This window comes from Demequina mangrovi, assembly GCF_000759715.1.
GTDB lineage: Bacteria > Actinomycetota > Actinomycetes > Actinomycetales > Demequinaceae > Demequina > Demequina mangrovi.
This window is the reverse complement of record NZ_BBLU01000007.1, coordinates 79,346-96,605: the sequence shown is the minus strand read 5'-3', so window position 1 is coordinate 96,605 and position 17,260 is coordinate 79,346. Positions and strand designations below refer to the sequence as shown.

Annotated in this window: 18 protein-coding genes; 12 read left to right on the top strand and 6 right to left on the bottom strand. The window is 71.2% G+C overall.

Annotated elements, in window-relative coordinates; genetic code table 11:
* Positions 1-75 precede the first annotated feature (75 nt).
* Positions 76-1,395, bottom strand: a complete 1,320-nt coding sequence (locus TR42_RS08090) for a carboxylate--amine ligase (RefSeq protein WP_042214751.1) — start codon at positions 1,393-1,395, stop codon at positions 76-78.
* Entirely contained in the window at positions 1,395-2,696 is a 1,302-nt protein-coding gene (locus tag TR42_RS08085) for a carboxylate--amine ligase (RefSeq protein ID WP_052405865.1), read from the bottom strand. Before TR42_RS08085 ends, TR42_RS08090 begins: the two co-directional genes overlap by 1 nt.
* Positions 2,697-2,897: 201 nt before the next feature.
* On the opposite strand from TR42_RS08085, the gene rpsF reads away from it, so the two are divergent.
* The 8 genes from rpsF to TR42_RS08045 all read left to right on the top strand — a co-directional run bounded on the left by rpsF (position 2,898) and on the right by TR42_RS08045 (position 9,383).
* Positions 2,898-3,188, top strand: coding sequence for a 30S ribosomal protein S6 (gene rpsF, locus TR42_RS08080; protein ID WP_042214746.1), 291 nt, complete (start codon positions 2,898-2,900; stop codon positions 3,186-3,188).
* Positions 3,189-3,244: 56 nt separating this feature from the next.
* Positions 3,245-3,754: a single-stranded DNA-binding protein gene (locus tag TR42_RS08075; RefSeq protein ID WP_042214744.1), complete on the top strand. Its 510-nt coding sequence runs from the start codon at positions 3,245-3,247 to the stop codon at positions 3,752-3,754.
* 29 nt (positions 3,755-3,783) lie between these two features.
* Complete coding sequence (gene rpsR, locus TR42_RS08070; RefSeq protein ID WP_042214742.1) at positions 3,784-4,020, top strand: 30S ribosomal protein S18; 237 nt, start codon at positions 3,784-3,786, stop codon at positions 4,018-4,020.
* Between the two features lie 15 nt (positions 4,021-4,035).
* Complete coding sequence (rplI, locus tag TR42_RS08065; protein WP_042214740.1) at positions 4,036-4,482, top strand: 50S ribosomal protein L9; 447 nt, start codon at positions 4,036-4,038, stop codon at positions 4,480-4,482.
* Positions 4,483-4,871: 389 nt separating this feature from the next.
* Positions 4,872-5,813: a DUF559 domain-containing protein gene (locus TR42_RS08060; protein WP_042214738.1), complete on the top strand. Its 942-nt coding sequence runs from the start codon at positions 4,872-4,874 to the stop codon at positions 5,811-5,813.
* A gap of 496 nt (positions 5,814-6,309) precedes the next feature.
* Positions 6,310-7,695: a replicative DNA helicase gene (gene dnaB / locus TR42_RS08055; protein ID WP_042214736.1), complete on the top strand. Its 1,386-nt coding sequence runs from the start codon at positions 6,310-6,312 to the stop codon at positions 7,693-7,695.
* 82 nt (positions 7,696-7,777) lie between these two features.
* Positions 7,778-8,422, top strand: coding sequence for a redoxin domain-containing protein (locus TR42_RS14295; protein WP_052405826.1), 645 nt, complete (start codon positions 7,778-7,780; stop codon positions 8,420-8,422).
* A 58-nt stretch (positions 8,423-8,480) separates the two neighbouring features.
* Complete coding sequence (locus TR42_RS08045; RefSeq protein WP_042214734.1) at positions 8,481-9,383, top strand: aldose 1-epimerase family protein; 903 nt, start codon at positions 8,481-8,483, stop codon at positions 9,381-9,383.
* Positions 9,384-9,408: 25 nt separating this feature from the next.
* On the opposite strand, the gene TR42_RS08040 is transcribed toward TR42_RS08045, so the two are convergent.
* Positions 9,409-10,311 carry a cytochrome c biogenesis CcdA family protein gene (locus TR42_RS08040; protein WP_042214732.1) on the bottom strand — a complete coding sequence of 301 codons (903 nt, stop codon included), beginning with the start codon at positions 10,309-10,311 and terminating at the stop codon, positions 9,409-9,411.
* A gap of 58 nt (positions 10,312-10,369) precedes the next feature.
* Positions 10,370-11,020, bottom strand: coding sequence for a hypothetical protein (locus TR42_RS08035; RefSeq protein ID WP_042214730.1), 651 nt, complete (start codon positions 11,018-11,020; stop codon positions 10,370-10,372).
* A gap of 195 nt (positions 11,021-11,215) precedes the next feature.
* Between TR42_RS08035 and TR42_RS08030 the strand changes: the two genes are divergently transcribed.
* Entirely contained in the window at positions 11,216-12,535 is a 1,320-nt protein-coding gene (locus TR42_RS08030; RefSeq protein WP_042214726.1) for a hypothetical protein, read from the top strand.
* A gap of 87 nt (positions 12,536-12,622) precedes the next feature.
* Here TR42_RS08030 and TR42_RS08025 read toward each other — a convergent pair whose 3' ends face one another.
* Positions 12,623-13,159, bottom strand: coding sequence for a DUF4854 domain-containing protein (locus TR42_RS08025; protein WP_042214724.1), 537 nt, complete (start codon positions 13,157-13,159; stop codon positions 12,623-12,625).
* 160 nt (positions 13,160-13,319) lie between these two features.
* Between TR42_RS08025 and TR42_RS08020 the strand changes: the two genes are divergently transcribed.
* The gene (locus tag TR42_RS08020; RefSeq protein WP_042214722.1) at positions 13,320-14,489 is read left to right on the top strand and encodes a hypothetical protein; all 1,170 of its coding nucleotides are present in this window, start codon (positions 13,320-13,322) and stop codon (positions 14,487-14,489) included.
* A 3-nt stretch (positions 14,490-14,492) separates the two neighbouring features.
* On the opposite strand, the gene TR42_RS08015 is transcribed toward TR42_RS08020, so the two are convergent.
* The gene (locus TR42_RS08015; RefSeq protein ID WP_201770792.1) at positions 14,493-14,822 is read right to left on the bottom strand and encodes an ArsR/SmtB family transcription factor; all 330 of its coding nucleotides are present in this window, start codon (positions 14,820-14,822) and stop codon (positions 14,493-14,495) included.
* A 25-nt stretch (positions 14,823-14,847) separates the two neighbouring features.
* Between TR42_RS08015 and TR42_RS08010 the strand changes: the two genes are divergently transcribed.
* Both TR42_RS08010 and TR42_RS08005 read left to right on the top strand, forming a co-directional pair.
* Positions 14,848-15,303 carry an SRPBCC domain-containing protein gene (locus TR42_RS08010; RefSeq protein WP_236623402.1) on the top strand — a complete coding sequence of 152 codons (456 nt, stop codon included), beginning with the start codon at positions 14,848-14,850 and terminating at the stop codon, positions 15,301-15,303.
* Positions 15,304-15,471: 168 nt separating this feature from the next.
* Positions 15,472-17,214 carry a SulP family inorganic anion transporter gene (locus tag TR42_RS08005; RefSeq protein WP_042214718.1) on the top strand — a complete coding sequence of 581 codons (1,743 nt, stop codon included), beginning with the start codon at positions 15,472-15,474 and terminating at the stop codon, positions 17,212-17,214.
* Positions 17,215-17,260: the final 46 nt, after the last annotated feature.

Genomic DNA, 17,260 nt, shown 5'->3' with positions numbered 1-17,260 from the left:
GGGGGCCCGGGCTTTCCGCGTCCCGGGGGACGATGCGGCGGTCGCCGCGGCATCGTCCCTTCAGGAGGTCGGGCTTCAGTCGGCGCCGCGCACCGCGCGGCCCTCGTGCGGCATCCCCGCGATCGAGGCGCGCTCGGCGGCCTGCGCCGTGCGCGGGTACCAGCGGCGGTACTTGCGCACGTGGTTGAGCTGATGCGCCGCGAGGTACGCGATCCGGCGCGGGGCGCGCTCGGCACGGCTCCACAGCGCATGCGACACCCGGCGCCGGCGGTACAGGCGGCGTGCGAGCGTGCGGGTGTCCTTGTCGATGAGGTACCGCATCACCAGCGGCCTCGGGAGGATGGTGAACAGCGTCTGCCGCTGCTGCGGCGGGTACGCGTCGTCGATCGCGGGCAGGCCCAGGACGTGCTCGCGCACGTACGCCACCGCGGGGTTGATCCCGGCGCCGGTGACGAAGAAGTTCGAGCGGCTGAGCCGCGGGTTGAGCTCGAAGTACACGGTCTCGCCCGTGCGCGGGTCCACCTTCATGTCGAGGCTCGCGAAGCCGCGCCAGCCGATCGCCTCGAGCAGCCGCTCGACCTTCGCGACCTCCTCCGGCTCCTCGATCGTGAGCACCACGGAGGAGTTGCCCACGGTGCCCGGCAGGTGCTCCTGGAGCAGGACGTGCCCGTAGACCGTGAAGGCGGCCTTGCCGTCGAGGCCGACGTACGTGTTGAGGATCCTCAGCCCGGCGTCGTCGCCAGGGATGAGGTCCTGGACCACGAACTCGTCGCGGTAGCCGGCCTCGTGGATCCGCGTCAGCAGCGCGGTGAGCGCCTCGGGGGAGGGGACGGTGAAGACCTTCTCCTTCCCCTCGAACTCGATCGCGTGATACGCCGCGGAGTCGTCGGCCTTGGCGATGACGGGGAACTCGAGGTCGCCCGTGTCGACCTCCGGTCCCTTCGCGAGGTCCACCACCACGGAGCGCGGGTGGGCGAGCCCGTGCTCGCGGCACAGGTCGGAGAACGAGTCCTTGCTCGTGACCGTGTCGAGCAGCTCCACGTCGACGTAGGGGATCGCGTAGGCGTGTGCGAGGTCCGCCTTGCGCTCGATGAGGGAGCGGACCAGCCAGTCGACGGACGCGACCGCGATGAGGTCCGCGCCGGGCCGCTCCTCGGCGAGGCGCAGCATCTCGCGGACCATGACGTCGGGGTCGTCCATCTCGGGGACCACCACGTTCTCGATCATCGCGGAGTCGCGGACGATGCCGTTGAGGGTCGCGCTCATGAGCAGGCTGCGCACGCCGAAGGCCTCGTAGAAGGCCCGCGCGATCGAGTAGCCGCCGATGTCGCCGCCCAGCACCACGGGCACGAGCGTGCGGTCGCCCAGCAGCGGGCGGTAGGGGAAGCGCGCCATCAGAACCCGCTCTCCGTCGGTCGCGGGTAGTGCTCGCGGTACTTCATCACCAGCCGCACGTCGAGCGCGCGCACGTAGAGGCGTCGCTTGAGGTTCCGGTCGCCGCGGTAGCGCAGCGGGTGGAAGACGCCGTGCGCCTTCTTCGCGCGGATGACGCGCTCACGCAGCGCGGGGTCGAGGAGGTAACGCAGCAGCACCCGGAACGGCACCACCGAGTAGAGGACCTCGCGCGGCGGCGTGCGCGGCGGGGCCTCCCCGTCGACGTGGCCGGGAAGCAGGTCGCGGGCGACCACCTCGGCGACGTTGACGCCCGCCGCGGTGACGTAGAAGTTGTTGCGGCCGATGCGCGGGTTGGCCTCGAAGAAGACCTGCTCGCCCGTGCGCGAGCTCACCTTGTAGTCGAAGTTCGCGAAGCCGAAGTAGCCGGTGTGATCGAGGAAGCGGGCCGCCGCGTCGAAGGCCTCCTGATCCACCTGGGTGAGGATGGCCGCCGGGATGCCGAGCGTGCCGGGGGTGTGCTCCTCGAGCAGCACCTGCCCGCCGCCCACGAGGGTGACCTCGCCGTCCCGCGAGCGGTACGCGGTGAGGGAGCGCATGCAGGTCTCGTCGCCGGGCACGAACTCCTGGACCAGGAACTCGCTCGGGTAGCCGAGGCGCTCGAGGTGGCCGAGGACCTCGACCATCTCCGCCTCGGAGGTGAAGTGGTGGATCTTCTGCTTGCCGGGGAAGCTCGCCTTGAACCAGTCCGCGCTGTTGGACGGCTTGCCGATGACCGGGTACTCGAGACCCGCGGCGCGGACGCGCTCGACGGCCTCCGCCGGAGCGACCGCGACGTGCGCGCCGTCCTCGGCGGGAGCATCGTCCGCCGGCGCATCGTCCCCCGTGAAGCCGACGGCGACCGTGAACGGCGTGCGGATGCCCACCTCGTCGCACGCCGCCGCGAAGGCGACCTTGGACGAGACGCGGTCGAACGTGTCGACGTCCGGGAAGGGGAGCAGCCAGCGCGGGTCGATCCGGTCACGATGCTCGGCGAGCACGCGCACGTGCCAGTCGAGGTTGGTGAAGAGCAGCAGCTCGTGGTCCGGGTGCGTCGCGGCGATCTCGTCGAGGCGTGCGAGCAGGGTCTCGGGGGTGAAGACGTCGGGCTCGATCACCCACTCGGCGAGGCGCGAGTAGCGGCCGAACGTGGTGACCCGCGGCGACAGCACGAGGGAGCGCCAGCTGAAGCGCTCGTGCGCCGCGCGTTGGAACGCGTAGGTGCCGATGTCCCCACCCAGTCCGACGACGAGTACCTGCTTCACCTGCACCCCTTCCGTTGCGCCGTGCCAGTCTACGGGGGAGCATCGTGGGCGCCTGGGACTCCTACTGGCGCATCGTCCCTCCTGGACGGTATCCTGTGCTGTCGCGTTCTCCCTCGCCCACCGGTGAGCGAGGCGCGACAGCATCAACCCTCCTGCCACGGAACGTCCGTGGCCGCATGAGTCCAGAGGAGGTGGGTATAGATGCGTCAGTACGAGATGATGATCATCCTCGACCCTGAGATCGACGAGCGCACGGTGACCCCGTCGCTCGACAAGTACCTTCAGGTCATCACGAACGACAAGGGCACCGTCGACAAGCTCGACATCTGGGGCCGTCGTCGTCTGGCCTACCCGATCAAGAAGAAGAATGACGGCATCTACGCCGTTGTGAACTTCACCTCGGAGTCCGCCACCGCGAAGGAGCTGGAGCGCCAGCTGGGTCTCAACGAGACCATCCTCCGCACCAAGCTGCTCCGTCCGGACGCCCGCTAAGGGCTGCTCTCTCCCGACTCTCACCAGCACTCACACGTAACCAAGGGGAACACAACATGGCAGGCGACACTCAGATCACCGTGGTCGGCAACCTCACCGGAGACCCGGAGCTTCGCTTCATCTCCTCCGGCGCGGCCGTCGTCAACTTCACGGTGGCGTCCACCCCCCGCACGTTCGACCGTCAGTCGAACGAGTGGAAGGACGGAGACACCCTGTTCATGAGGTGCTCCCTGTGGCGTGAGGCCGCGGAGAACGTCGCCGAGTCCCTCACCAAGGGCATGCGCGTCGTCGTCACCGGCCGCCTCGTGGCGCGCTCGTGGGAGCAGAACGGCGAGAAGCGCACCGTCATGGAGATGCAGGTCGACGAGGTCGGCCCCTCCCTCCGCTACGCCACCGCCAAGGTCACGCGCACGCAGCGCGGCGGCCAGGGTGGCGGCTTCGGCGGCGGGGGCGGCGGCGGCTTCGGCGGCGGCAACCAGGGCGGTGGCTACAGCAGCTCGCCGGCCGGCGGCTCCTCGAACGACCCGTGGGCGACGGCCCCGGCGTCGGACGAGCCGCCGTTCTGATCAGGTACTTTTCTTCAGGAGTCTTCAACATGGCTAAGCACGACATCCGCAAGCCGCGCAAGAAGGTCAACCCGCTCAAGGCCGCCAAGGTCACGACGGTCGACTACAAGGACACCGCGCTGCTTCGCAAGTTCATCTCCGACCGCGGCAAGATCCGTTCGCGCCGCGTCACCGGTGTCACCGTCCAGGAGCAGCGCGAGATCGCGCGCGCGATCAAGGTCGCGCGCGAGATGGCGCTCCTTCCCTACTCCGGCTCCGGCCGCTGATCGGGGGTCCCTCACATGGCTAAGGTCATCCTGACCCACGAGGTCTCCGGCCTCGGCATCGCCGGCGACGTCATCGACGTCAAGGACGGTTACGCCCGCAACTACCTGGTTCCGCGCAAGCTCGCCACCCCGTGGTCGGCCGGCGCCGAGAAGCAGATCGAGGGTCTCCGCCAGGCGCGCCGCGCCAAGGAGATCGCCACCATCGAGGGTGCCCAGGCTGCGCGCGACGCGCTGCAGTCGGCTCCCGTCACCGTGTCGGTCAAGGCCGGCGAGGCCGGTCGCCTCTTCGGCGCCGTGTCGCCCGCCGACATCGCGGACGCCATCGGCGACCGTGCGACCGTCGACAAGCGTCGCATCCACATCGCGCAGCCCATCAAGGCGCTGGGCGAGTACCAGGTGAAGGTCTCCCTTCACACGGACGTGGCCGCGACCGTCACCGTCAACGTGGTGGCCGCCAAGTAGTTCCTGGTTCTCCAGGTCGAGAGGCCCGGTTCCCGCTTCGCGGGGGCCGGGCCTTCCTCGTACCCGCACCTCCCCCGCCGCGCCCGCTCGCTCCGCGCCGCGCCCGCTCGCTCCGCGCCGCACCCGCTCGCTCCGCGCCGCACCCGCTCGCTCCGCGCCGCACCCGCTCGCTCCGCGCCGCACCCGCTCGCTCCGCGCCGCATCGTCAACTGGGCGCTTGGGCAGGGCTATCGGGCCGAATCGCACTGCTGAGGCGCCCACCACGCGCGCGGGTGCCGGGGGCGGGGCGATGCGGGGGTGCGGTCCACAGGCGCGGGTGCGCGTCGGGACCGGACCCCCTCTGTGGAGAGGGCCACCTGATGCCGCTCCGTCGGCGCAGGATGGGCGCCGTGACCACGCGTGCGGAGATCGAGGCCCGGTTGGCCCGGGTGACCGGTGAGCTGACGTCCGCGCGCCGAGCGTCGCTGCGCGCGACGCTGGTCGTCGCGCTCGGCGAGCACCTGTTCGAGCGCGCGGTGGAGGCCCGAGCGCTGGTGCGGGTGCTGCCCGGTGTCTACGCGCCGCGCGCGGTGGCGAACTCTCACGCAGTACGCTGCCACGCCGTCACCCTGGTGGCCGGCGGACGGATCCTCATCGCCGGGCGTTCCGCGCTCCACGTCTACGACCACGCGTTCCCGATGCCCGAGCGTGTCGAGGCGGTGATGCCGCACGGCACCCACGCCCCGACGGTGCCGTGGCTCTGGGTGCGACGACGCACGCCGCCCCGGAACACCACCTCCGCCTACGGATGCGAGGCGCTGACCCGCGAGGATGCGGTGATCGACGCGTGGAGCCGTGCGGCGCCGTCGGCTCGCAAAGGCCTGCTCTACGAGGTGCTCTGGCTGGGCATCGCGACTCCTCGGCAGGTCGCCGACGCCGCGGCGCGGATCGCGCGTGTGCCTGGCCGGCGCGCTCTCGACGCGATCCTCGCCGAGTTCCAGGATGGTGCGCACTCGCCAGGCGAGGTCATGGCACGGCGCGAGGTGTTCAACCGCCCGCGCGATCGGGTGCTCGAGCGTCAGGTGGTCGTCGTGGCCCAGGGGCGGCGCCGGCCCGTGGACCTCCTGCATCGGGACGCTCGGGTGGCCATCGAGGTGGACAGCGAACGCCACCACACCGGAACTCTCGCGGTGGCGCGCGACGACGAGCGAAGCGCCGAGCTCGCCGCCGAGGGTTATCTCACGCTTCGCTTCCTGTTCCGCGACCTGCGCGACAGGCCGGACTGGTGCCGGCGTCAGGCCGACCGCACCATCGATGGCCGCCTCCGACAGCCGGTGCGCGGCCGACGCTGACGTTGCGGCCCACCGGGCATCGCGTCGCTCGTGCTTCGCCAAGTGTGCGGTTCGGCAGCGCGATCCGGGCCGATCGCATTGCCCGAGCGCCCACAAGAGAGTGCGGACCGGAGGCATGCCACCCCCTCCGCGCGTCCGAATTGTCAGAGTTTCGGCACGCTGGCGCGACACGCCCGAGGTGCGACACGCCGGGGACTTCCCGTCCATGAGTTGTCCACAATCAAGAGCGCACAAAGGCCCCAGGTAGCCGCCTTCTTCGCCGGTTTCGAGACGTGTCATCCACATCCTTGTCCACACCCGTGCCCGTGGGTTGTCCACGGGTCGTCCCGGGCCCATCCACGGCCCGTCCACAGTTCTCCACGGGTTGTCCACGGAGCGCCCTCCGCTCGATTTGTGGCGCCGCTCGGCGGCACCTACATTCGCGTGTCTGACCCGGTTCCGCGCCGGTGTCAGACCCCGGAGAGACACTGTCCGGCAACGAAGGGAGAGGAGCGACATGTCCGTCGACGAGCTCGAGGCCGCGTACGGCTCCGACCCCGGTCCCCGCAACAGCTTCGACCGCCTGCCCCCGCAGAACCTCGAGGCCGAGCAGAGCGTCATCGGCGCGATGCTGCTGTCGAAGGACGCGATGGCGGACGTCATCGAGGAGATCCGCGGCGACGACTTCTACAAGCCGGCGCACGAGACGATCTTCCATGTCGCGGTGAAGCTCTACAACGCCGGCGACCCGGTCGACGCGCTCACCGTCAGCGCCGAGCTGCAGCGCCAGGGCGAGCTGTCGAAGGTAGGCGGTGCCGAGTACCTCCACACCGTCATCTCGCTGGTGCCGTCGGCGGCGTCCGCGGGCTACTACGCCCGCATCGTCCGCGAGCAGGCGATCCTGCGCAAGCTGGTCGAGGCCGGCACGCGCATCGCCAACCTCGGCTACGACGGCGAGGGCGCGGAGGTCGACCAGATCGTCGACGCCGCGTCGTCGGAGATCTTCGCCGTGACGGAGCGCCGCAACTCCGAGGACTACCTCGCGATCGGCGAGATCATGGAGCGGACCCTCGAGGAGGTCGACGCCGCCTCGTCCCGCGACGGCTCCATGCGCGGCGTCCCCACCGGCTTCCGGGCGCTCGACGACCTCACCGGCGGGCTCCAGCCGGGCCAGATGGTCGTCCTCGCGGCGCGACCCGCGGTCGGAAAGTCGACGCTGGGCCTCGACATCGCCCGCTCGTGCGCGATCCACCACAACCAGACCGCCGTCATCTTCTCGCTCGAGATGAGCCGCGAGGAGATCACCAAGCGCATGCTCTCGGCCGAGGCGAGCGTCAAGCTCTCCAACCTCACCAAGGGCCCGATGGGCCCCAGCGACTGGGAGCGCCTCGCGCAGACCGCCGCGACGGTGGCGAAGGCTCCGCTCTTCATCGACGACAGCCCCAACATGTCGCTCATGGAGATCCGCGCGAAGTGCCGCCGCCTCAAGCAGCAGCACGACCTCAAGCTCATCGTGGTCGACTACCTCCAGCTCATGACCTCGGGCCGCAAGGTCGAGTCGCGCCAGCAGGAGGTCTCCGAGTTCTCGCGTGCGCTCAAGCTGCTCGCGAAGGAGGTCGAGGCGCCGGTCATCGCGATCTCGCAGCTCAACCGTGGCTCCGAGCAGCGCGGCGACAAGAAGCCGATGCTGTCCGACATGCGTGAGTCCGGCGCGATCGAGCAGGACGCGGACATCGTGATCCTGCTCCACCGCGAGGACGTCTACGACCGTGAGAACCGTCCGGGCGAGGCCGACTTCATCGTCGCCAAGCACCGTGCGGGACCCACGGACACCATCGAGGTCGCGTTCCGCAAGGACTACGCGCACTTCACGGACATGGCCAGCGACGGCGGAGGCTACTAGTCCGTCCCCTGAACCCATCCATCCTCTCGGGCGCTCCGAACGCCATTCGCGTATCGGTCCGGACGAGGTGGAGGATGGGAACATGCGACAGACGACGATGCTGGCGGCGGCGGCCGGAGCGCTCCTGCTGGCGGGATGCGCGAGCGACGGCGACGCCGGTGCGGGGGACGGCATGGAGCCGTCCGACGGCGCCATGGAGGCCACGGCGACCGCCGACGCGATGACGGATCACGAGTCGAGCGACGAGGCCATGGCCGAGGACTCGGCGGGCTCGGACGATGCCGGCGACGAGTCGATGGCCGCGGAGCCCGACCCCGACAACGCCTTCGCGTTCACGGGCGCGACGCTCGACGGCGGCGAGTTCGACGGGCTGTCGATCGACGACACGGACGTGATCCTGTGGTTCTGGGCGCCGTGGTGCCCCACGTGCTACGCGGAGGCCGGCGAGTTCATCGAGGCGCTGCCGCAGATGCCAGAGGGCGTCGAGGTGGTCGGCGTCGCCGGCATGTCGGACGACCTCGACTACATGCAGGAGTTCGTCGACAACTCCGGGGTCACGGGCATGACGCACATCGTGGACCTCGACGGGGAGATCTGGAAGCGCTTCGACGTCGCGGCGCAGGCGACCGTGCTGGTGATCGACGACTCCGGCGACGCTTACACGCTGGGCGGCGGCGCCACCGCGACCGACCTCGTCGAGTACGCGGAGAAGATCGCGGCGACCTGACCCACGCGGGGCGCCCGGCGGCGCGCGGGTCCCGGGCCTGAGGGAATAGCCTCAGACCATGGAATTCATCTCCGGTGACCAGATCACCCTGACCCTCGGCGACCAGGTCGCCACCATCGCGACCGTGGGCGCCGCCCTGCGGGAGTACACCGTGGGCGGCCGCGAGGTCGTCATCCCGTTCCCGGCCGACGAGCTCCCCGCCGCGTTCCACGGCATGGTCCTCGCGCCATGGCCCAACCGTCTTCGCGACGGCAAGTACGAGTTCGGCGGCCGCGAGCTCCAGGTGCCGCTGTCCGAGCCCGACCGGGGAACCGCGCTCCACGGCCTGGTGTGCTGGGCGGCCTGGACGGTCGAGGAGCGTTCCGAGTCGTCGGTGACGCTCGCCTACGAGCTGGTCGCCAGCCCCGGCTACCCGTTCCAGCTCGCGCTCGCGACCACCTACGCGCTGGGCGAGGACGGCCTCACCATCACCACGGTCGCGCGCAACGTCGGCGCCTCCGCGCTGCCCTACGGCCTCGGCTTCCACCCCTGGTTCGCACCGGGCGGCACGCCCCTCGACGAGTGCACGCTGCAGCTCGACGCGGCCTCGAACGTCACCGTCGACGAGCGCCTGCTCCCGACGGGCGCCGTGCCGGTCGACGGCGACTTCGACCTGCGCGTCGCGCTCCCGCTCGAGGGCGTCGCGTTCGACGATGCCTGGGTCGACGTGATCCCCGACGCCGAGGGCCGCTCGTGGTCGCGCCTGGGCTGGGCCGACGGCTCCACCGTCGAGATCTGGGCCGACTCCGAGGCGAAGGCCTGGCAGATCTGCACGGGCGACGAGGTCGCCGGGGTGCGCCGCGCCGGCGTCGCGATCGAGCCGATGACCTGCATCGCGGACGCGTTCCGCACGGGGGAGAACCTCATCACCCTCGAGCCCGGCGCCGAGCACACGCTCGCGTGGGGCATGCGCCTGGTCTGATCCGGAAGCCGGGCGGGGCGGACGGTCAGCCGGCCGTGCGCTCCGCCCGTCGCTCCGCGCGTCGCGCCGCGACCACCACGCCCAGCGTGGCGAGCGCCGCGAACCCCACCACGGCCACCAGCACCGGCGTGCCCCACGACTGGATCGCGAGCGTCACGGAGGACTGCCAGCGGGACGTGGTGAGCAGCACGGGGTCGAGGGCCGTGATGCCGTAGCGCGGCAGGATCTCCGCCAACGCGAACAGCGTCACGTACAGCCCCGCGAGCACCATGAGCACGCCGCCGAGCCGCATGAGCAGAGGTGTCCGCCGCCGCACCGCGGTCGCGAGACCGCCGCCGGCAAGCGCCGCGGCCAGCGAGACCAGCACCACCGAGGCGCCCATCCCCAGGCCGTACGCGAGGAACGGCGTGAGGGTCGCGACCGGCCCGGTCGCCGCCAGCGCCTGGGTCACCACCACGAGGAAGAGCCCGATGGTGCAGCTGAGCGAGGCCAGCGCGAACGAGGCGCCGTAGCCCACCTGCGACCAGACGGTCCGTCCGGGTGCCCGCCCGACCCGCGCGAGCGCGCCCAGGCCCGGCCCGCGCAGCTCGCCATGCCGGGTCATCACGACGCCGAGGATCACCGCCAGGATCCCGAGCACCAGCGTCACCCACGACATGGCAGGCAGCACCGTGGCCTGGAGGCTCAGGCTCACACCGGCGAAGAGCAGGCCGAACGCGGTGAACACCCCGACGAAGCCGGCGGTCATGGCGCCAGCGAAGCCCAGCGCGCGCCGCAGCGCGATCGCGCGCGGCACCGCCGCATCGTGCGCGCCTGCGCTGCCGGTGACCAGCACGGTCAGGTACGCGGGCAGCAGCGCGAAGCCGCACGGGTTGAACGCGGCGACTGAGCCCAGCAGCAGGGCGTAGGCGGCGTCGGATGCATCCATGGTGACCTCCTCGGCCCACGTTCGGAGCGTAGCCGGGCGCGGACGGGTCGCGCGGAGGTCAGGTGTGGCGAGGAGGGTGCTGCCGCATGAGGAAGAAGGCGCGCAGGAAGCACCAGGAGCCGATCGAGAGCAGGGTCGCTTCCAGAGCGCCCTCGGCGGTCCACATCAGCGGCGCGGGGGTGCCGCCGCGCAGCACCTGTCCCACCTCCCACGCGATGATGACGCCGGTCACCCACGTGGCCCCGCGGATGGCCGTGATGGTGAAGAACCAGAGCCAGCGCGGTAGGACGAGGAACCATCGCCGGGGAAGGGAGTCGCCGACCCGCGCACGTAGGAGACGCATCAGCACCGCGGCGCCAGCGAATGGCGCCCAGATCGCGATTCCGACCAGCACGGCCCCCCACCAGTGCTCATGCGCGGCCTCGGCGATCCCCTCGGGCACCCGACCGGCGAGGTCGTCGAGCCATCGGACCTCGGCGGTGAGGAGGTCGTGGAGCGAGACCAGCGGGAGGAGGAAGACGACCGGCGCGACGAAGAGCGGCCATGTCGGGCGGCGGTTCGCCCACCGCGCCTCCGCCATCTCGCTCCGGCGCCGCTCCGCCGCCTCGTAGTTCGCGCCCGCGTTGGTCTGGTCGCCCTCGAGGTCGTAGAAGGTGGCGCGCGACATCGCGGCCTTGTACTCGGGGTCGTCCTGCTCCGGGGAGTACATGGCACGAACGTAGCGAGATCTGCGGATGTCCGAAAGATCCCGATTACGACCGAGGTGCGAGGTGCCCGAAACGGTCGCGGCCCCCACCCGAACCGGGCATGAGCACGCGAGTTTGATAATCGTTCCCGTTATCGCTTAGGGTGACGAGATGCGCCCCGCCGGGCGCGTCCACCGCACGTAGAAAGCTCCACTCTCATGACCCTCACCCCGCTCGGGAAGCGCGCCGCGACCATCGCCGGCGCCTCCGCCCTCGTGCTCGCCCTCGCCGCCTGCTCGGCCGAGGAGGCCGAGGTCACCGCCTCCTCCGACGCGCTCGAGGTCGACTCGCACGACGACCACGACCACGAGGCCGAGGAGACCTCCGCGGCCTCGACCGAGATGGCCGCGCAGACCCCGCGCATCGTCGTCACGTATGACGGCGGCATCCTGGTCCTCGACGCCAACACCCTCGAGACCGAGGCGGACATCGCGCTCGACGGCTTCACCCGCCTCAACGTCGCGGGCGACGGCCGTCACGTCGGCGTCTCCACCACCGGCGGCTTCCAGATCCTCGACGCGGGCACCTGGAGCCAGGCGCACGGCGACCACGCGCACTACTTCACCACCACGCCGACCCTCACCGACCTGTGGGTCGAGGCCGAGACCCCCGGCCACCTCGTGGTGCACGACGGCCTTGCCGCGTTCTTCGACGACGGCACCGGCCAGATCACCGTGGTCGAGGCCGACGAGTGGGAGCACATGGTCGAGGAGGGCCACCTCGACATCGTCCGCGAGCACACGACGGAGTCCGCCCACCACGGCGTCGCGGTCGCGAGCGACGGCGGCGAGCTCATGATCACCATCGGGGACGAGGACAGCCGCGATGGCGCGATGCTCCTCGACGGCGACGATGCGGTCATCTCCTCAAGCGAGCAGTGCCCCGGAGTCCACGGCGAGACCGCCTTCGAGACCTCGGACGGCGACGAGCTGTTCATGGTCGGCTGCGAGGACGGCGTCCTCGTGTTCCACGGCGACCACGTCCACAAGATCGACGCGGGCGTCGACTTCGCCCGCACCGGCAACCTCCACTCCGTCGACGGCGACGACATCGTCCTGGGCGACCGCCGCACCGACCCCGACGGCGGCATCAACCTCACCGAGATCACCCTGATCGACCCCGAGGCGGAGACCATCCAGGTCGTCGACCCCTTCAGCGGCGACGAGGCCGAGTACACCTGGCGCGGCCTGGCTCGCGGCGTGGACGGCGAGTCCCTGGTGCTCGGCACGGACGGCGCGCTCCGCGTCATCGACTCCGCGACCGGCGACGTCCTGCGCTCGATCGACGTGATCGACGCGTGGGAGGCGCCCGAGGAGTGGCAGACCGCCCACCCGGCGCTCACCGTCCTCGCCGGCATGGCGTACGTGACCGAGCCGGCCACCGGCACGCTCCACATCGTCGACTACGTCGGCGGCGAGGTCTGGAAGTCGGTCGAGGTCGGCGTCGCGACCAACGAGATCGTGGGCGTCACCGGCTGACGCCCGCTCGCCCGAGCGCTCAGCTCGCACGGAGGCCCGGCCCGCGGGGGAACGCACCGCGGGTCGGGCCTTCGGCGCGTCCCGGGGCTACTCCTCGCCGAAGGCCTGGCTCCAGATCAGCGAGCCGTCGGCGTTGAGGTAGGTGTAGGCGACCTGGGGGTCCGCGGTGATCCCATAGGTGAGCATCTCGGGGATGATCACGCTCGCCGTCATCTCCTGGAAGGTGGACGCCATCACGTCGATGCCGGCGGCCGCGACGTCGGCGTCGACCTGGTCGGCGTACGTGTACTCGAACACGAGAGTGTTGTCGCCCTCCCCGCGGATCGTGATCTCGGAGTAGATGCCGGGTGCGAGCTCCATGAGGGTCGGGATCTGCTCCTGCCCGATCGCAACGTAGGCGGCGAGCGCCGCGGCCTGGTCGGCCGCCGGCTCGGCGATGCCGTCCACCACATGCGAGGTCGCTGCGTCGTTCGCGCTCGGCGCGGGGGTGGACGATGCGGCGACGGGCGGCGTCTCGGTGGCCGCCGCCTGCGGTGGGTCGTCGGCGGCGCAGCCGGCGAGAGCGAAGGTGAGCGCGGCGGTCGCCGAGAGGCACGCCGCGGCACGGCGCAGATCGATGGTCATGACAGCATCCCCCCTGGTCACGTGGCGTTCACGCTAGCGCGCGGGGCGGTCTGGGGGAACCCGTCCGGTTCGTCCGCGTGTCGAGGCGCGGGGTCCTGGGGCACCAATGCACCCGCGGCTAGCGTGACGGCCATCGCCGTGCCTGAGGGGGCTGTCGCGCATGCGGATGAGGGACTGGACCAGGGTCGCCGGAGCGGCCACGATCGCGGCCGCGCTGACGGCGTGCACCTTCGCCGGTGGAGGAGGAGCGGCCTCGCCGTCGCCGAGCGTCGAGCCGCTCGTACCGACGGTCTACGGCTCGGGCGCGCTTGCGCTCGCGGCCACGGGGCAGGCCACGATCGACGTCGCCTACGAGGTCTCGACCCTCGGCGGCGCCTACGCGGAGCCCGATGAGGAGCACGACACGCAGGCGCACCTCTACCCGAACGCGCAGGTCGCGCTCGCGATCACCAACCCTCACGAGACGCGCAGCATCGCGCTCAGCACGGTCGGCTCGCTGAAGATCGTCGCGCTCGACACCGGTCTCACCGATGCGGGCGAGTGCGCCGCGGTCCTCGGCCGTGCGGTGTACGGGGTGACGGGGGTGATCGGATGCGCGCTCGCCGAGCGGCTCGTCACCGGTGCGGGCATCGCGCGCGTGGCGGGCGAGGCCGACTCGATCGAGCCCGGTGGCACGCTCGACGTCAGCCTCGCGCTCTACCCGGTGGACCGCACCGCCGAGGAGACCTGGATCGACGCGGACGGCGCGGCGGCGGCGGTCGAGGCGCAGGCGGGCATCGACGCCGTGGTCATCGGCTACGGCGATGCGCACGCGGGCCTCGAGAAGGACTCGGGCCTGTTCGCGGCAGTGGCGGCCCAGGGTGGTGAGGTCGCCACGACCAACGATGAGCTCTACGCGGAGCTTGCTGAGGCCGGGTCCACGCGCGCGACCGATCGGGTGGGTGAGAGCCTCGCGCGCCGGTACACCGACGAGTACCTCACCATCTATGAGGCGATGCGCGACTACGCGCTCGTGTGGGTCGACGGGGGCACGGCCATCGGCGGGTGCCTGACCTCCACGGACGAGCCGGGCTTCGACGTCGCCGAGGTCGAGTGCGACAAGGACAGCCATCACATGGTCGAGATCCTCAACGCGGTGCCGCTGGGGGAGCTGATCGACGGCGAGCCCACGCTCGACGACGCGGATGCGTTCTCGGCGGCCTGCGACGGTCATCGGGACTACATGACCGAGAACCTCGGACAACGGTCCAACTACTTCATCGTGATCGCGGCCGCGGATGACGAGAACGCGCTCTCGGGCGACGACACGGCCCTCTGCGTCCTCGGCTGAGGGTCAGCCGTCGTCGTCGAGCCGCGCGAGCAGGTCCACGGCGGCCTGCGCGTAGGCGCCGATCCAGCGGTCGTGGATGCGCTTGATCGGCAGCGGCGACAGCGTGAGGTGGCGCTCGCGGCCCACGCGCCGGCCCGAGACGAGCTCCGCACCCTCGAGCACCTTGAGGTGCTGCAGCACCGTGGTGCGGTCGATCTCGGGCAGCGCGGCGCACACCTCGCCCGTGGTGCGCGGGGCCTCACGCAGCGCATCGAGCATGCGCCGCCTCAGGGGGTTGGCGAGGGCCTTGAACACCCGATCGTCGTCGGAGCCCTTGTCAGCGGTGTCCATCATGTTGTAAAAATACAACATGAACGATATGCCTGAAACGCTCTCGTTCACCGTGTCCGGCAGGATCGCGCGTCCCGCCGCCGCCGTGTACGAGGCCATCGCCGATCCTGCACAGCTGACCCAGTACTTCGCCACCGGCGGCGCGCGCGGCCGACTCGATCCCGGTGCCCAGGTGAGCTGGGACTTCGCCGACCATCCCGGGCGCTTCCCGGTCACCGTGGTCGAGGCGGACCCGCCCCGACGCCTCGTGATCGCGTGGGAGGCCGTCGCGGGCGTCGCCGACCGGACCACCGTGGTCTTCGCGCTCGAACTCGTCGACGACGGGGCGCGCACCCTCGTCACCATCACCGAGTCCGCGTGGCGGAACTCCGACGACGGCGCGCATGCCGCCTTCCGCAACTGCATGGGCTGGACCCAGATGCTCGACTCCCTCAAGGTGTGGATCGAGCACGGTATCGCGCTCCGGGACGGCTATTACTCCTGATCAGAGACCATTCCACACGTTTGTAGTTTCATTCAACAAAAGAGTGGGACGCCGCCGGAGGGTCCACGCGCACGGGCCCTGAAGCGCCGTCGGGGCGACACGATACGCCCGATCTCCCGCCGAGCGGCGCCATCCCTCCATGGGCGACGATGGGGGGAGGAGGCGACGATGCGTGCCACGGCGATCGAGCGTGCGGTGCCGGGTCTGCGCATCGTCCGCGAGTACCGTCGCGCGTGGCTGTGGCCCGACGTCCGTGCCGGCATCGTCGTGACCGCGCTGCTCATCCCGGCGGGCATGGGCTACGCGCAGGTCGCGGGCCTGCCGCCGGTGACCGGCCTCTACGCGACCATCGTGCCGCTGCTGGTCTATGCCGCCTTCGGCCCGTCGCGGATCCTCGTGCTCGGCCCCGACTCCGCGCTCGCGCCGATCATCGCTGCCGCGATCCTGCCGCTCGCGCACGGCGACCAGGACCGCGCGGTCGCTCTCGCGGGCCTGCTCGCGATCCTCGTGGGCGCCTTCATGCTGGTCGGCGCGCTGCTGAGGCTCGGCTTCGTCACGGACCTGCTGTCCAAGCCCGTGCGGCTCGGCTATCTCCACGCGATCGCGATCGTCGTGATCCTCACCCAGATCCCCGCGCTGCTGGGCTTCTCGATCGAGCGGTCGACCCCGTGGGACAACGCGGCCGCGATCGCCGACGGGATCGCGCGCGGCGAGGCGGTGCCGGTGGCCGTCGCGCTCGGCGCGGGGTCGCTCGCGGTGATCCTGGTGATGCGCCGCCTCCGCTCGCGCGTCCCCGGCGTGCTGGTCGCGGTGGTGCTGGGCATGGCGGTCGTCGCGGTCCTGGGCCTCGAGGACCAGGTCGCCGTGGTGGGGGCGCTGCCGCAGGGCCTCCCGGCACCCGCGCTCGGCGGCCTGCGATGGGACGATGCGGCGGCGCTGCTCGCGCCGGCGGCGGGCATCGCGCTGGTCGCCTTCACCGACAGTGCGGTGCTCTCGCGCACGCTCGCGGCGCGACGCGGCGAGACCGTGAGCGGCAACGCCGAGCTCGGCGGCATCGGCCTCGCGAACATCGGCGGCGGGCTGCTCGGCGGCTTCCCCATCTCCGCCTCCTCCTCGCGCACGCCGGTGGCCGATGCGGCAGGCTCGCGCACCCAGCTCACCGGGGCGGTGGGAGCGGCGCTGGTGGTCGTGTTCATGCTGCTCGTGCCCGGGCTCACCCGGTACCTCCCCGAGCCGACGCTCGCCGCGGTGGTGATCGCCGCCGTCCTCACCCTCATCGACGCGCGGGCCGTCCGCGCGCTGTGGCGCATGAAGCGCGTCGATGCGGTGCTCTCGCTGCTCGCGATGGTGAGCGTGCTGGTGGTCGGCGTGCTCGAGGGCATCCTCGTGGCGATCGTGCTGTCGCTGCTCACGTTCGTCGACCGCTCGTGGCGCCCCTACCGTGCGCGCCTGGGCCGGATCCCGGGACGGCGCGGCTATCACGACCTCTCGCGCCACCCGGAGGACGCCCGCCCGATCCCCGGAGCCGTGGTGCTGCGCTTCGACGCACCGCTCTTCTTCGCCAACGGAGGCGTCTTCGCCGACTGGGTGCGGGACGAGGTCGCGGCGGCCGGGCCGGAGGTGCGCACCGTGATCCTCGCGGCCGAGCCGATCACCGACATCGACACCACGGCCATCGACGCGCTCGTCGAGCTCGACGAGTACCTCGCCGCCCACGGCATCCGCCTGGTCCTCGCCGAGGTCAAGGGACCGGTCAAGGACATGCTGCGCCGCTACGGCGAGCTCGAACGCTTCACCCCCGACCGGCTCGCGCCGACCGTCGGCGCCGCGGTGGACGACGTCACCGGGACGTTCCGAGGCGACCTCGGCGCGGCCGGTGAGGAAGGCTCCCCGGGTGCCGGAACAGGGTGACGGATCAATCGGCATTTTGCGCAGCGGTCGCAGGATCCGAGCCGCG